This window comes from Anaerocolumna sp., assembly GCF_032079385.1.
GTDB lineage: Bacteria > Bacillota > Clostridia > Lachnospirales > Lachnospiraceae > Anaerocolumna.
The window spans coordinates 29832-46555 of record NZ_DAMAUC010000007.1; the positions used below are offsets into that span (position 1 = coordinate 29832).

General features: G+C 34.3%; 11 protein-coding genes. All 11 read left to right on the plus strand.

The window, feature by feature from the left end:
• The first annotated feature begins 57 nt into the window (after positions 1 to 57).
• On the plus strand, positions 58 to 786 hold the full coding sequence (locus RT261_RS07490; protein ID WP_313131544.1) for a Fic family protein: 729 nt from the start codon (positions 58 to 60) through the stop codon (positions 784 to 786).
• Positions 787 to 807: 21 nt separating this feature from the next.
• Positions 808 to 1446 carry a hypothetical protein gene (locus RT261_RS07495; RefSeq protein WP_313131303.1) on the plus strand — a complete coding sequence of 213 codons (639 nt, stop codon included), beginning with the start codon at positions 808 to 810 and terminating at the stop codon, positions 1444 to 1446.
• Positions 1447 to 2405: 959 nt separating this feature from the next.
• Complete coding sequence (locus RT261_RS07500) at positions 2406 to 8576, plus strand: endo-alpha-N-acetylgalactosaminidase family protein (RefSeq protein ID WP_313131304.1); 6171 nt, start codon at positions 2406 to 2408, stop codon at positions 8574 to 8576.
• A 301-nt stretch (positions 8577 to 8877) separates the two neighbouring features.
• Positions 8878 to 9639, plus strand: coding sequence for a hypothetical protein (locus RT261_RS07505; RefSeq protein ID WP_313131307.1), 762 nt, complete (start codon positions 8878 to 8880; stop codon positions 9637 to 9639).
• A gap of 9 nt (positions 9640 to 9648) precedes the next feature.
• Complete coding sequence (locus tag RT261_RS07510) at positions 9649 to 9861, plus strand: hypothetical protein (protein WP_313131309.1); 213 nt, start codon at positions 9649 to 9651, stop codon at positions 9859 to 9861.
• A 652-nt stretch (positions 9862 to 10513) separates the two neighbouring features.
• The gene (locus tag RT261_RS07515; protein WP_313131312.1) at positions 10514 to 11698 is read left to right on the plus strand and encodes a serine hydrolase domain-containing protein; all 1185 of its coding nucleotides are present in this window, start codon (positions 10514 to 10516) and stop codon (positions 11696 to 11698) included.
• Position 11699: 1 nt separating this feature from the next.
• Positions 11700 to 11891, plus strand: coding sequence for a phospho-sugar glycosidase domain-containing protein (locus tag RT261_RS21135; RefSeq protein WP_442871768.1), 192 nt, complete (start codon positions 11700 to 11702; stop codon positions 11889 to 11891).
• Between the two features lie 365 nt (positions 11892 to 12256).
• On the plus strand, positions 12257 to 13888 hold the full coding sequence (locus RT261_RS07520; protein WP_313131316.1) for an extracellular solute-binding protein: 1632 nt from the start codon (positions 12257 to 12259) through the stop codon (positions 13886 to 13888).
• A 70-nt stretch (positions 13889 to 13958) separates the two neighbouring features.
• Positions 13959 to 14915, plus strand: coding sequence for an ABC transporter permease (locus RT261_RS07525; RefSeq protein WP_313131318.1), 957 nt, complete (start codon positions 13959 to 13961; stop codon positions 14913 to 14915).
• Positions 14916 to 14925: 10 nt separating this feature from the next.
• Entirely contained in the window at positions 14926 to 15795 is an 870-nt protein-coding gene (locus tag RT261_RS07530; protein ID WP_313131320.1) for a carbohydrate ABC transporter permease, read from the plus strand.
• A gap of 22 nt (positions 15796 to 15817) precedes the next feature.
• Positions 15818 to 16723, plus strand: a complete 906-nt coding sequence (murQ, locus tag RT261_RS07535; protein ID WP_313131322.1) for an N-acetylmuramic acid 6-phosphate etherase — start codon at positions 15818 to 15820, stop codon at positions 16721 to 16723.
• The last annotated feature ends 1 nt before the right edge of the window (position 16724 follow it).

A 16724-nucleotide genomic window follows, 5' to 3' on the forward strand; every position in this document is an offset into this window, starting at 1 on the left:
GACTACAGAATAATTATTGCAACAAGGCGAATTGAAAATTATTTTGACTAGGAGTATATAAATCAGGTTCCTCATTTGATAAAAGAGTTAGTTGATTGGATTAAGAAAGCGGAAGTACACCCACTTATAAAAAGTTGTGTGTTTCATTATGAATTTGAGTTTATTCACCCATTCGCAGATGGTAATGGAAGAATGGGACGAATGTGGCAGACACTATTGCTGTATCAATGGAGATCACTGTTTGGCGGACTTCCGATTGAATCATTGATTAGGGAACGGCAAGATAGATATTACAAAGTACTTGGCGAGTGTGATCATAGTGCTAATTCAGGCAAATTTGTGGAGTTTCTGCTAAAAGCCATTTATGATGCATTATGTGAAATTGCAGATACCGAACAAGTAATGAAACAAGTCACCGAACAAGTTGAAAAACTGTTAAAGGTCATTTGTGATAAAGAATATTCAACTAAAGAGCTTATGGAATTACTGGGATTTAAGCATAGGCCAACGTTTAGAGATAACGATCCATTTGATTATATTTGTAAAGATTTGATGGCAAACAAAAACAGAAATTCCGATAAATGTTATGATTATGTGCTAATTGACGAGGCACAGTATTTTAAACCGTCATTTTACCAATTATGTAGAGCAATTGTAAAGAATGACCGTATGGTTTGGCAATATGATGATTTAGAAGAGACTAGCTATATATTTTGTTTAATTGAATTTGAGTGTGTATATATGATAAGTAGTAATAATTATTGCCTAGTGTCAGAATATAAATAAATGATACAGAAGGGAGCACAAATGGATAATGAGATTAATGGGACTTTTGCGGAGAGACATCCGCGAATTAATATGATAATAGCTCTTATTGTATTGATTTTAATGGTACTATTTGCAACATGGTTTCTGGGAAATATGGTGAAAATAGTTCAAAAGGGATTTGATGAAATAAATTTTTATTTGAAAAATTTTGTAAGCAATACTGACAAGTTAATCGTTGTTGCTATGATTACAGGTTCAGTCTCAATTGTTGGCGTTGTAATAAGCTCGATTGTTGCGAGAATTGTAGAATATAGATTTAATGTAAAAAAATATTTATTTGATAAAAGAGAACAACCGTATGAACAATTTATCTCCATGGTCTATAAAACTATGGAAGACTCCAACAAGCCTGATCAAAATAAGATGTCTGAAGAAGATATGATAAGTATGGTTTCAGAATTTTCAAAGGGATTGACTCTTTGGGGATCAAATCGCGTAGTGAAAAAGTGGTTAAAATATCGAAAACAATCTATTAAAAATGGTGGGGCAGAAACGTTGATACTTATGGAAGATATTATTTATGAAATTCGCAGAGATGTAGGATTAGGAAGGAGACTAAAAAAAGGAGATATGCTATCCTTTTTCATAAATGATATAGAAACACTGATAAAAAAGTAAGTTAAATTGGTGATTCTATTTTGATTCTAAAATTTTATCGTGCCATATGAAAAATTAGATAATACATAGAAATCGGCCATTTAGAAAAATAGAAACAAATAGATTTGTAAAATAACTCCATGCACTGGTTGGATAATTTCTAAAAGCTTACATCTGAAAAGTGTTAATTTTACTAGCTTTTAAATATTAGTTGAATAGTTATATATATAAAGTGGGTAGTTTTTTGATTGTTTTAACTTTTTAAAGTGATAATCAAGACTACCCATTTTTGAATTATTAGGAAATTTCTCAAAATGAAAAATAGTGATAATAGAAAAGAAATAAAAAAGAAATAAAAATGACATAACAAAAGAGCGAAGAGGATCATATCCCAAGGTCAGAAGAATAGATTATAGCCAATCAAGTAAGGAACGAAAGAACCTATGTTTTTCATAGGAAAGGCATTTCAAATGGTGGCATTTTGTCAAATTACGAATGTTTTGCAGTTTACAAATAAAAATGGCGTGCCAAAAAGCGAAGGTTACTTTACCATGACCTTGTATATAGTTGTGCATAAGGATCAATGACAGTTGCTCCGGGTTAAAATAGTAGATGAAGCTGCTGCATAGGAAGTTTAACTTTTATATCTACGTTATTGAAACATGTTCAAATAGCTTATATGTGAAAATTATACAAATGATTTCTGGATAATATTAAAGTTAAATGTTAAAACGATGGAAATTAGCAAAATATTAGATAAAAATATATCAAAACATACAAAAAAGCAATAAATCTATATAAAAAAGCAATTAATATGTTGATGGTCAATCGGGTAAATGTTAGATTTGTTACAGTAAGTAATAGTTAAGATAACACTAAGAAATAACAGTTATCACAGTTATATTAACTATTATTCTAATATTGCAGAGTTAAATTCTAAAAATGTAATTTAACTTGATTACTGTACAAGGAGGAAGCCAATGAGAAAAAGAGGAGTAAAAAGAATTTTTTGTATGATGTTAATCAGTTCATTAATTGCTACATCTTCGATGAATGGAATGATTGTAGCCAAAGCAGAGACTGCTGCATTGGAAGATAATGAAGCTTCATTAGGAGATTCTATGGATTCAGGACATGAGGATCCTGTGACAGAGGAAAATGAACAGATTGAACAAAAAGAGTTAATAGACTCAGACAATGAAGACAATGGTAAAAAGCTTAATGAAAGTCAAAATGATGATGCAGTTTTAGATACATTGGAAAACAATGCAGGTGCTGCAGCGGATGCGAATGTGGTTGCAGTTTCTGGTCCGGCAATCGTATTAGATACAATTTCATCAGAAGCAATGGATGTTACAGTTGATACAGCCTTCCCAAGAGTTATTCAGTACGATATGAAATCTGGTACAGATAGCGGGAAAGTATTCTATGGACAGACAGAACAGCTTGACACAATCACAATTAACGGAGTGGATGTGAGACCTGCTGTTGCAAGTACAAAAACTTCCGATAAGATGGAATATGTACTTACCGCTCTGGATTCTGAAAAGGGCATAGATGCTGTTATTACCTGTGAACTTGTTGTTAAGGGCAATACACTTGAATTTAACATAACAAAGATTGATGATAATAGTATAGTTAAGACAATTGAAATAAAAAATCACAGTCTTGTATCTGTTAGAAGTACTCAAGAAGGTGCAAATCTACAGGGTGCGAGAATGTCAGTAAATACACATAAATCAGGTGACAGAGAAGTTATTGTAGACGACAAACTGAATGTTACAGCAGAGGCAAGACAAGGTTATATGTATGCATTTGTATCAAATAATGAATTAAGTGCAGGTCTTTGGAGCAACTCTGAAAATAATTTAGGTGCAAGCACGGACTGGCAGAGAGTAACTGCAACAGCGGAAGATCATACATATAAGACAATAGGTCTCTCCAGTACATTCTGGACATATCAGAAATCAGCAGATGATAGAAAAGAAGATGGAACTATTGAGTACACAGGAGGTCCTGATATAAATGGAAGAAATGAAATTGTACTTGATGAACTACCATCATGTAAAGTAGTTATCTGTGGGGATGAAAATGTTGACGGATTAGTCGATTGGCAGGATGGAGCAATCGGATACCGTACTATTATGAATAATCCATTTGGATCAGAAAAAGTACCAGACCTTGTAGCATATAGAATTGCGATGAATTTTGGTAGTCAGGCACAGAATCCATTCCTTATGACACTGGATAATGTGAAGAAGATAGCTCTGAATACAGATGGTCTTGGTCAGTCTGTCTTATTAAAAGGTTATGGAAGTGAAGGTCATGATTCTGGCCATTTAAACTATGCCGATATCGGAACAAGAATTGGTGGCGTTGAGGATATGAAAACACTTCTGGAAAAAGGAAAAGAATACGCTACAACCTTTGGTATCCATGTTAATGCAAGTGAAACATATCCAGAGTCAAAATATTTTTCAGAAGATATTTTGAGAAAAAATGAAGATGGAACATATAAATATGGTTGGAACTGGATTGATCAGGGTATTAACATCGATGCAGCATATGATTTGCAACACGGAAGAGTAGACCGTTGGAAAGACTTATATGATGAATTAGGTGGTCAAAATAACAATCTTGAATTTATTTATGTAGACGTATGGGGAAATGGTCAGTCAGGGGACAATGGCTCATGGGCAAGCCGTCAGCTGGCAAAAGAAATTCTAGGACATGGCTGGAGAGTTGCCGGTGAATGGGGTTTCGCCAATGAATATGATTCCACATTCCAGCACTGGGCAGCAGACCTTACCTATGGTGGCTATACCTATAAGGGAATTAACAGTAGAATTACCAGATTTATTAGAAATCATCAAAAGGATGCATGGGTTGGTAATTATCCATCATATGGCGGTGAAGCTGATGCACCACTTCTTGGTGGTTACAGTATGAAAGACTTCGAAGGATGGCAGGGAAGAAGTAATTATGGAGATTACATCAATACCTTGTTCGAAGTAAATGTAGCAACAAAACTTGTGCAGCACTTTAGTGTAATGAAATGGGAAGATGGAAATCCAGTTACTATGACGGATAATAATGAAACTTACACATGGATACCAGGTATGAAAGCAGAGCTTAAAACAGAGGATCAGGCACATACCCTAACCATCAAAAGACAATCTAATGATTTTACAGGTAATAAAACTGGCTACAGAACAAGAACAATGAACTATGATGGAATTAAAATATACGAAGGTATGGAAGGTGATACAAAGTATTTGATTCCTTGGATATGGGATAAAGATGGTAATGTAGTAAATTCAGAAGATGAAAAATTATACCACTGGAACACACAAGGCGGTACAACAACATGGACTGTACCTGCTGGATGGACCGGAAGCGTTAAAGTGTATCGTTTAGACGATTTAGGAAAGCAGGATTTAAAAACTGTTAATGTTGAAAACGGACAAATTACTTTAACAGCAGAAGCAAAAACTCCATATGTAATTTTGAAAAATGAAAAACCAAATCAAAATATGACTTGGAGCGATGGAATGAAAATCGTTGATTCCGGATTTAACAGTGGTTCCTTAAGTGCATGGACGATAGAGGGAGCTACAAAACCGGAAGATGCAGCTATTTATAAGAGCCAAGGCAACAACCCGATGTTGAAGATTGAAGATAATGTTCAAAAGGTATCTGTAAGTCAGTTATTAACAGACTTAAAACCAAATACAAAATATGCAGCATATGTTGGTGTAGATAATAGAAGTGAGTGTAAAGCTTCGCTGACTGTAACTGGAGGGAAAGAGGCGGTAAGTAATTATGCAGCAGAATCAATAGCACTTAATTTTATTAAAGCCTATGCACACAATACGAATAAATCAACAGCAACTGTTGACGATACAAGTTATTTCCAGAACCTGTATGTATTCTTTGAAACAGGTTCGGATGTATCAAATGTGAGATTGGCATTAGATAAAGAAGCAGGTGCAGGTGCCGTATACTTTGACGATATTAGAATCTGTGAAAATGATTCCGTTAACTATCCAGACAATGATACATTTGTGCAAAATTTTGAAAATGTTGCACAAGGAATCTATCCATTTGTAATTGGTAATATTGAAGGCGTTGAGGATAATAGAACACATCTTGCTGAAAAACATGAACCATATACACAAAGAGGCTGGAATAACAAGAGAATAAATGATGTAATTGAAGGTAACTGGTCAGTAAAGACAAATGGTCTTGTAGAAGGAGACAGCCTGGTTTACCAGACAATTCCACAAAACTTCAGATTTGAACCAGGATGTATTTATGAAATCACATTTGATTATGAAGCAGGAAGTGATGGAACTTATGCATTTGTTGTAGGAAATGGCGATTATTTAAAGAAAGATGGTGTGATTAAGTCTCAAACAGAACTTGAGTCAACTGTTTTAAAATTGCCGGAAGAGAGAAGATTTACAACAAAAATAATTGGTGATAAATCTGGTCAGGGTTGGATTGGTATTTACTCTACAATGAATGAAGCCAAACCAGATCAAACTGGTTTATCTGATGGAGATTTAAACTTTAGAGGTTATAGTGATTTCATGCTTGATAATTTGGTTATCAAGAAAATTAGTACTGACAGAACTGCTTTACTATCTGCTTTGAACCTGGCAGAAACAAAATTAGAACGTTACTTTAGCCCAGAAAGCTATAAAGTATTCAAAATAAAATTTGATGAAGCAAAAACTGTCTACAATAATATTGATGCAAGCCAAACCGTAATTAATACTGCTGCAACAGAATTAGCATCAGCAATCAAAGGACTTAAAGCGATTAAAATTGACAGCAATGCTTTGAGGGAACTTATTTCTGATCTTCGAAAGTATGAGAAGAAAGACTATAAGAAATTAGGATGGCAGGAATTACAGTCAAGTATTGAGTATGCTCAGGCAGTTGTTACAGCAAAGATTACAAATCAGACCATTATAGAAAAGGCATTTGAACAATTAGTATTAGCTGAACTTGTTTTACTTGATAATGCAGGGTTTGATATTGGTGAAGATATTACAGTTGACCAATTTACAGTTCAAGCAGGTTCCTTCCAACCGGGTATTTCAGGTGAAGGGGATGCTGAATATGCAGTGGATGATGACCCGGATACAATCTGGCATACGAATTGGGATGGTGGTGACAGAGAAGACTTCTGGTTCCAGTTTGATTTGAAGGAAGCCAAAACAATTAATGGTGTTCGCCATATGAGAAGACAGGGCGGGGGAAATGGTTCCATATCAGAATACAAAATCTGCGTAAGTAAGGATAACGGAAAAACGTTTACTGAAGTAGCTACTGGTACATGGGCCGCAACAGATGCATGGCAGATTGCTGGATTTAATGAGGTAAGTAATGTTACGAATGTAAGAATATATGCGGTGAAAAGTACTGGAGATTATGCATCAGCAGCAGAATTCAGAATTACAAAATCAGAAAATTCAGAAATTATTAAGCCAACATCATTGAGTGTAAGAAATGCTTCTGTAGGACAAAAAAATGGTAAGATAGTTGGTGTTACAACAGCTATGGAATACAGCAATAAGGTATTGACTAATTATCAAGAATGTACATCAACTGAAATTATTGGATTGGCAGCTGGTGTATACTATGTAAGATATAAAGCGGTTGAAGGCAAGATGAGCATGCCAGTGAAAATGATAGTATATGAAGGAAATGTTCCAAACTTCCCAGAAGGAAATCCAACAAATCCTGGTACGCCAACAAATCCTGATACGCCGACAAATCCTGGTACACCAACAACACCTGACGAAGGCGGTACAAATCAATCAGATGTTATCAAAGAGGAAACTGCAGAGCAAAGGACAGTAACTACAATTACAACCGATAAGAAAGCAGATGGCTCAGTAACTACAGAATACAGCAGAGAAACTGTAATTAAAGAAACTGGAGAAGTCATTAAAACAACAATTATTAAGAATGAATCCGTAGCAGGAGAAGTAGAAATTAGTATATCAAACTATGGAAATAATTCTAAGGTATCGGTAAAAGGAATTGCTACATTAGATAAAGGAAAATGTAATGCTGACCTTACAATAAGTTCAGAGAAAGAAACTGTAAAGACAAATAAAAAGACAGCGGAAGTGGAAGTTAATTTAAATTCAAAGGAATTAAAGGAAGCATCAACAGCTATATCTAATGCACTTGGTGACAAAACAGACATTGATATTAAAGCAACCATTGAAATTCCAAAGAAAGAGGCTGTAACCAGACTTAAGGATAAAAATATCAAGAAAGTCAAAGTAATAGTAACACTTCCAAGTGAAGAAACAAAACACATTATTAGTAAAATAGTGCTCTCAAAAGACGTAATTAGTGCTGCTAAAACAAACAAAAAAGATATCGTAATAGCTATTAAGAACGCTGCTAAAACAACATATACAGAATGGACATTCACTGGAAGCGCATTAGCTGCAAGTACTGCGAAGCTTAAGGATATCAATTTAGGATTGGAAATAAAACCTTTAGATAAAGCAGGAACGGATAAGAAGAATATAAAAAATATTATCAAAAAAGATACTGCTAATTCTGAAAAGAATACAATGTTAATCTCCTTTGCTGAAAAAGGTAAATTACCAGCCGCAGCTACAGTAAAAGTTCCGTTAGATGGTAAATTTAAATCAGGCAAAAAGGTTTATTTGTTTACAAGCAATACCAAAACAAAAAAGCTTAGTTATCTTCCTAATAATGAGTATGTAGTTGGATCAGATGGCACTGTAACTATTAATGCAGCAGTTGGAACAGATTATGTTCTTACACCTGCTAAACCAGATAAGAATACAGGTTTAACATTAGTAAATCAGATAGCCGTTAAATTAAATACCAGTAACATTGCAGTTGGTAAGAAGAAAAAAATTACACTTTCGTTACCTGATACAATTAAGAAAGTAAGTACTTTTAGTAAAAAAGCAGAAGATAAAACAAAAGAAGAAGCTAAAATTACATTTACAAGCAGTAATTCCCAAGTTGCATCAGTTGATAAATCAGGTAATATAACTGGCAAGAAGAAGGGAAAAGTAACAATTACTACAACAATTACACTAAAGAACGGAAACAAGAAATCTATAAAGAATAAACTTACAATCAAATAGTAAATTAAACAATTTGGAAAGGACTGTACACGGATTGATTCAAATCAGCCGTGTACAGTCCTTTTTCGAATCTTTTTAAGGAAAAGATGATGCAGTGAAAAAAATCGGGGCGAAGTAAAAAGAGAAATAAAGAAAACCATCCAACACAGTTTTTTAAGAATTAACTTGATAAATGAAAGACTCTGAAAAATAATCTTTACTGAGAAAAACACTCATTAGAGGTTATTGAAGTTCTGTAAAATATATGATATGGTAAAATAAGTTAGTGAAAACTAACATATTTGGAAGGGAGAGTAAAAAAATGAGAAATAAGTTAAAGAAAGTAACTGCTCTGGCATTTATGTCAGGCTTACTAGTAACAGGGGTTATGCCAGTATCAGCAGCTTCTGGTAACGAAGATGCAATCGTAGTTCAAGTTGCAATACCAGATGAAAATGGTGTGTTTCAATTTTATACCGGGATCGAGGCGCAAATAATTTATGATGAATTAGAAAACCAAACAGACATCGAAGTACCGGAGGAATCATTTGTACCAGAGCCTGTTGAGGTGGAAGAGGACAATGGGCTGATGCGAGGAATGTTTACTTATAAGTACAGATTTGTACAAAGCTCAAGTGGAACAAAATGGGGAACCAGCAAAAGGGTATCAACATATGCGGGTAATGGAACGAGCGTTCAACAATCTAAAACATTAAACGCATCAACAAGTGTATCGTGGACAATCAATACCAGCTTAAGTGGTAAGTTTAATGACGCATTTACGGCATCAGTTGGTTCTGGTTGGCAAAATACAAGCAGTTTTTCTGAACAATTTACTATTAATGTAGCTCCCAAAAAGAGGGTTTGGTTGGAGTTTAAACCGAAGTTAAAATATGTAAACGGCGAGGCACAGAAATACTATACAACACGAGGACCCATATCGACTACTATAATTGAGGAAAGAAAATCGGTATCTTCTACTAGTCCAACACAAGTAAGGATGACTTTAGCAGGAAAATCATTCTATTGTCCGGATGGTGCTTATGTGTGGAAAGAAGATAATAATTACAATAGTAATTATTAGGGGGTTAAAATGAAAAAAATAGTTGGTTCAATATTCCTTCTTATAGCGAGCATACTTTATGCAACAGATCGAATTGGTTACTATCTTTTAAATGTTGCAATGAGTAATTTGGGGGTTTCTACTAAAACTGGATATATTAATGACATTGTGACTATTGTATTAGCTATTATATCTGCTATTTTAGGAATATATCTATTGTTAAAACCTGAAAAGAAAGATTGATATATGTAAGAGTGTAAAACAAATATGCTTAATAACAGTAAAAAATTGTTGAATGAGAGAGACTTGTAAATGATTTCTATCTGATAAAGCGTTGATTTTACTAGCTTTTTAAGAATTAGTTAAATGTTATTATTTATAATAGTGGGTAGTTTTTGATTGTCCGTAGCTTTTAAAGTGTCAATCAATACTACTCGCTTTTTTAATTGAATAGTTATTATATACAAAAGTGGGTAGTTCTTGATTGTTTTCGGCTTTTAAAGTGCCAATCATAACTACCCGTTTTTTACGTATGAAGGTGGCTACCACTAATGAAAGGACACTCAACGCAGATAGTAATGAATGAATCATTACCTACTACAAACAGAAGAAAAAGAAAATCATTACTAGAATGTAAGGTACAAAATTCAAGTTACAAATACATGGTTACAGATTGATATATATGACACATATGACAGCGAAGAAAATTGTATTGTTAAACAATTTGAAGTACCAAAATGGTGGTTACGGAAGCAAATAGAAGAAGATGGTGTAGTGTAATAACAGTAACAAGAAAATATTGTAAGTATAAGATAAATGTAGTAATATAGAAGTATTGAAATATTGATTCTATGGAGATTAAGAAAATAAAAAGAATAGAATGGAGTAAAGTCGTATGATAAAATTTTTAAAAGTTGTAATAATTATTATTTTGTCAATTATTGTTTTATCCATTGTAATTTTAATTATCAATCACTATCAGGAAAACAAAAAGTTTGTATTGAAAACTAATTTAGAAACAGAAAATCAATTGCAAGAAATTTTAGAAAAAAGAGTTGATGGTAAAAATATTTTTAGCGGGACTGTAAGAATAGAATCGGGAGACGGCTCATTTCAATGGCAGGCTTGTGCGGGAAGTTTTGATGAAAACAAAGACTATATTGCCGCCAGTATAACTAAATTGTATACAGCCGCAGTTATCTTGAGGCTTTATGATGAAGGAAAACTATCACTGCAAGATAATCTTGGGCTTTACTTATCGGAGGAAACCTTAACCGATCTACATATTTACAAAGGTGTCGATTATTCAAAACAACTAACCATTGAGAACTTATTATTTCAAACATCTGGCTTGCCTGATTACTTTGAGGAAAAGAATAAAAATGGAGAAAGCTTGATACAGCACCTAATGACCAGAGGAGATGTCAACAGTTCTGTAGAAGAAGCCATAAATATCGCAAAAGAATTAAATACTCATTTTATCCCGCTAGAATCAAGAAAATCATATTATTCGGATATTAATTTTGATTTGCTAGGTCTTATTATTGAAAAAGTTTCAGGCATACCTTTAGAGCAGGCATATGAAGATTATATTTTTGAGCCACTTGAACTGACAGAAACATTTTTGATGACAAAAGAAAAAAATACAGAAGAGTTCTTAAATAAGATGCAGCCAGTATATGTGCAAAGTAATACGGTTATTGCTCCACTATATTTGGCTTCTTTTCCCGCCAGTGGAGGTATTGTATCAAATTCAAAAGAACAAATGATATTCTTGAAAGCCTTTTTCCAAGGGAAATTGTTTTCAAAAGACAATTTGAATCATATTTGTAATTTTAGAAAGATTACAAGTCCCGGAATGACTTCGTTGGAATATGGGGGTGGTCTTATGCGCAGTAAGCTTGTAAAACCTGTTGCTATATTTTTTCCTAAGTGTACAATTATCGGGCATTCAGGAGCAAGCAGCTCTTTTGCGTTTTATTGCCCTGAAAAAGACTTATATATCACGGGTACTTTAAATCAAATGTCTAATCCTGGGTATCCATTTTATTTTATGATGCAATTGTTGAATGTTTTTTGAAATGATTGACCTTCGCTTTATAAATGCTATAATATATACTGCTTATACAAATAAATATTTACTACAATTAAGAGCAGAAAATCTTCCGGCAGATGAAAGGGTAAATGTTATCGGACAACTACCAAAAGAATATCACCTTTTATTGAAGAATATTACGAATGGTTCAAAGATAGGATTCCTAAAACCAATTTAAGAACCAAAACTGTTTCAGAAGGAGTAGGAACCTTCATTAAATACATATAATTAAAGAATTTTATAATAAAAAAGCTGCTATCTGGCTTATTAAGCTCTGCATCTGGTATTAAGGAGCGGTTTAAAACCCGACCTATACAGATACAGGGCTATTTTCTTATTGTGCAACATATACATAAATTAGTGATATTAATTATTTATTTTAACAATTTTGCATTATTATATTGACGAAACTTTATTATAATGTTAAGATACAATTATGAAACAAAGTTACATGATATGTTCTATATTATGAAACTTACATACATATGTATCTTTGTTGAATATGCGTGAATACATAGCAAAATTTATGAGGAGGATTTTAAAATGAAAAAGTTGGTATCATTATTTTTGACGCTTGCTATGGTAGTAGGGTTATTGACAGCATGCGGCCAAAAGAAAACCCCTGTTACAAATGATTCTTCTAAAAAAGAAACAACAGGGACAGAAACAACAGGAAAAGAAACAGCGGGGGCAGAAACAAAACAGCCGGAGACAGAAGAACCGGTTAAAATCAAAATTTACTACTCAGATAATGCTACGTTACCATTTAAAGAGGATTGGTTAACGGTAAAAGAAGCAGAAAAGATGTTTAACGTTGACTTCCAATTTGAGGTTATTCCAATTGCTGACTACCAGACAAAAGTTTCCTTAACACTGAATACTGGCAGCAACGCTCCGGATGTTATTCTTTACCAGAGTACAGTAGGTGAAAATGCTTCTCTTGCTTTGAACGGTGCATTAGTTCCTATCAGTGATTATTCAGAGTTCACTCCAAATTTTAATGCTCGTGTAGAAGAATTTGGATTACAGGAAGAAGTTGATTCGAAAAATCTAGCAGATGGTAAACGTTATTATATGCCAGGACTTTTTGATAAACCTTTTTATGATGGTGGCCTTATTTTAAGAGAAGATTTCTTAGAAGCAGAAGGATTACAAGCACCAAAAACATTTGATGATTTATACAATATATTAAAAGCTTATAAAGCAAAGAATCCGGATTCTTATCCACTTACCATTTTGGCTGGTCCACGTGTATTATACAGAATGACAATGCCTTCTTTCGGCGTTAGTTTAGGTAAGAACGGTTCATCAGGTACAAATACATTAAGCTGGGATTATGATAAGAAAGAATACTTCCCAGGAGCAATTAGTGAAGGATACAAGGAATACATTAGTTACCTTGCAAAATTATATGCAGAAGGTTTATTAGATCCTGAGATGGCAGATCCAATCGACGGCGATATGTGGTCTCAGAAGATGGCTACTGGCAAATCTATGGCTACCTACGCTTATTATGATCAAATTGGTGGTGTTACTGCTACTTCAGAAATTGAAGGATTTAAGTTACAAATGTATCCTGCATTAGCAGGTCCAGCTGGTGCTCATCATCAAGAAAAGAGCCGTACTGGTTCTGGTATTATGTTCCCAGCTTCAACAGCAAAAAGAGATGATTTTGAACGTGTAGTACGTACCATCGATAATGTATTCTTCTCAGAAGAAGGTGCTAAATTATGGTGCTTAGGTGTTGAAGGTGTTACTTATACTATGGAAAATGGAAAAGTTAAATATGCAGACGAAATAGTTAACTCTCCAGAAGGTATTTACAAAACACTTCAAACAAAATATGGATGTGGTTCTGATGTTACACAAGTGGTTTGGGTAAATGAACGGGAAATGACAAAATACGATGAAAACTATGCACGTATTAACCAGGAAGTTAATGCAATGGATAATGTAATTCGCTCACTTCCACCTGTACCAGCGTTTGACGATATGCAGGCAGAAGACGCGGTTGTGTTACAGACACCATTATTTGATACTTTTAACGTTTGGGCAGATGCATTTACTACAGGCAAGAAGAGTGTTGAAAAAGACTGGGATGCTTATGTAAATGAAATGAAGACACTAAAGATTGACGAATTCTGCAAGATTTATAATGATAATCTAAAGAAATAATCTTTAATGATGGAGGCTACCCTTATAATACAAACTAAGGGTAGCCTCTTATAGAAACAGGAGGTTAACTATGGATTTACGCGAAAAACAGAATGTAGACGTAAACGTAATAAAGAGAAGAAGCCCTTTGCAAAAACATATAAGACGTTATTGGCAGCTCTATGCAATGATGGTTTTGCCAATTTTATATTTTATTATATTTAAGTATCTTCCTATGTTTGGAAATGTGCTTGCATTCCGTCGCTATAGACCAGGAATGGGGCCATTTGGGGCAAAATGGGTTGGATTTAAGTATTTTGAGACATTTCTAAAGGACCCAGCATTCTGGAGAGCATTTAGGAATACCTTTACTATATCCCTCATGAATTTAATTATTAATTTTCCAATACCAATTATTTTTGCTATATTGCTAAACGAAGTACGTAATGTACGTTTTAAGAAAGTGATACAGACCGTTTCGTATATGCCAAGATTCATATCAACTGTAGTAGTAATCGCCATATTAAGTGAATTGTTATCACCAAGTTCCGGATTGTTAAATATATTTCTGCAGAATGTATTTGGTATGAAACCAATTTATTTTATGAATGAGCCGGAGTATTTTAGATGGCTTTATGTGCTTACGGATACTTGGCAATTTACTGGTTGGACAGCTATTATTTATTTAGCTGCTATAACCGGCATAAATTCTGATTTATTTGAAGCAGCTCAAATTGATGGAGCGAATCGTTTTCAACAAATCACTCATGTAACAATACCCTCCATCTTACCAACCATTATGGTTATGCTTATATTAAATGTTGGACGTATGCTAAGTCTTGGCTTTGAAAAGGTTCTGTTAATGTATACTCCGTCAAATTCACAGGTTAGCGATATTATAGATACTTTAGTTTATCGAATAGGTCTTTATAATCAGAACTATTCCTATGCAACAGCAATCGGTTTATTTACTGGAATTATCGGCGTAGTGCTTGTGTCTTCATCCAATGCAATCAGTAAAAAATTAACCGGCGATGGAATCTATTAGGAGGTGCCCTGTGAAAAAATATCGTACAAAAGGCAACGTAATCTTTGATGCCATAATTTATTTGATTATGATTTTTGTTTTATTAATGTGCTTAGTTCCATTTATTTATATGATTGCGTTATCTCTTTCCTCTCCGAAAGCAATTGTGAACAATCAAGTTTCCTTATTACCGGTAGGCCTTAATTTTGAAGCATATAAGCAAATATTTACATACCCTAACTTTTTTAAAGCTTATGGAAATACCATATTCTATACAACAATTGGTACAGTAATCTCCTTATCCATGACAACTTTATTTGCGTATCCGCTTTCTAAAGGATTTTTAAAAGGCCATAAAATTGTAATGAAAATGGTTGTGTTTTCAATGTTTTTTTCAGGTGGCTTGATTCCGAATTACCTGATAGTATCGAATTTACACTTAACGGGAACAAGATGGGCAATGTTACTCCCATTTGCAATCAATCAGTTTAATTTAATTATATTAATTAATTTCTTTAAATCCATTCCGTTGGAGATTGAAGAAGCGGCATTAATTGACGGGTTAAGCTATTTTGGTGTGTTAAGAAAAATCGTAGTACCATTATCAAAAGCAGCTCTTGCGACGGTCGGGCTGTATACCGCTGTATTTTTCTGGAATGACTGGTTTAATGGATTAATCTACCTAAACACAAGTCAGTTCCCGGTAATGTTATTCTTAAGAAATATAGTAAATGGAACCACCATGGTTGGAGATGCAGCTGGTTCTGCAGATAAAGCAACCATAGGAATTTCAATAAAATCTGCAGTAATCATTACTTCAACATTACCAATTATTATTCTATATCCATTTTTACAGAAATATTTTGTGAAAGGGCTTACAGTAGGATCTGTAAAAGGCTGATAAGGACAGAGAGGTAAAACAAATGCTAGAATTAAATGCAATTGAAACTGAGCAGAAGAATGAAAGAACAAAAAATATTGATAGTCTTTCCACATTAGAAGTCTTGCTGCTAATCAATGATGAGGACAAAAAAGTCGCCTTTGCAGTAGAGAAGGAATTAGAACATATTGCAGAAGCAGTAGAAATCATCTATGAAAAGATAGTTCAGGGAGGACGCCTTATCTACTGTGGTTGTGGAACCTCTGGACGATTAGGCATATTGGATGCTGTGGAATGTCCTCCAACTTTTGGAACGGATCCGGAATTAGTTCAGGCAATTATAGCCGGAGGAATCACGGCTATTATTAAAGCAGTGGAGGGTGCGGAAGATAATCAGGAGCTAGGCGTAAAGGATCTGCAAGACATCAACTTTAATAATCGGGATGTATTAGTTGGAATTGCAGCAAGCGGAAGGACACCCTATGTAATAGGGGCGGTGAATTATGCAAAGAGTATTGGTGCTAAGACAATTAGTGTAACTTGCAGCCCGAACTCTGAACTGAATTCTATTGTAGATGTAGCCATAACACCCCAACCGGGACCGGAAGTAATTACCGGCTCCACACGTTTAAAGAGCGGAACTGCCCAGAAGATGGTATTAAATATGTTAAGTACCTCCGTTATGATAAAATTAGGTAAGGTATATGGTAATTTAATGGTTGATGTAAAAGCAACCAATGAGAAACTAGTGGAGAGAACCGTTTCCATTGTCCGAAGTACTACCAGAGTCAGTGATGCCAAAGCAAGAGAAACGTTATCTCTATGCGGGTATTCTGCCAAAACCGCAATTGTCATGATAAAATGTAATATGAATGCGGAAGAAGCAGAAAAGGCGTTAATGGATGCAAATGGTCATATCGCGAGAGTTATTAGCAGGAGAAAGAATTAAA

Bases quoted from the DNA above. Each gene is read 5' to 3' on its own strand.
- RT261_RS07510 (WP_313131309.1), top strand. From the start codon at position 9,649: ATGAAAAAAATAGTTGGTTCAATATTCCTTCTTATAGCGAGCATACTT.
- RT261_RS07500 (WP_313131304.1), top strand. From the start codon at position 2,406: ATGAGAAAAAGAGGAGTAAAAAGAATTTTTTGTATGATGTTAATCAGT.
- RT261_RS07505 (WP_313131307.1), top strand. From the start codon at position 8,878: ATGAGAAATAAGTTAAAGAAAGTAACTGCTCTGGCATTTATGTCAGGC.
- murQ (WP_313131322.1), top strand. From the start codon at position 15,818: ATGCTAGAATTAAATGCAATTGAAACTGAGCAGAAGAATGAAAGAACA.
- RT261_RS07520 (WP_313131316.1), top strand. From the start codon at position 12,257: ATGAAAAAGTTGGTATCATTATTTTTGACGCTTGCTATGGTAGTAGGG.
- RT261_RS21135 (WP_442871768.1), top strand. From the start codon at position 11,700: ATGATTGACCTTCGCTTTATAAATGCTATAATATATACTGCTTATACA.
- RT261_RS07515 (WP_313131312.1), top strand. From the start codon at position 10,514: ATGATAAAATTTTTAAAAGTTGTAATAATTATTATTTTGTCAATTATT.
- RT261_RS07495 (WP_313131303.1), top strand. From the start codon at position 808: ATGGATAATGAGATTAATGGGACTTTTGCGGAGAGACATCCGCGAATT.
- RT261_RS07525 (WP_313131318.1), top strand. From the start codon at position 13,959: ATGGATTTACGCGAAAAACAGAATGTAGACGTAAACGTAATAAAGAGA.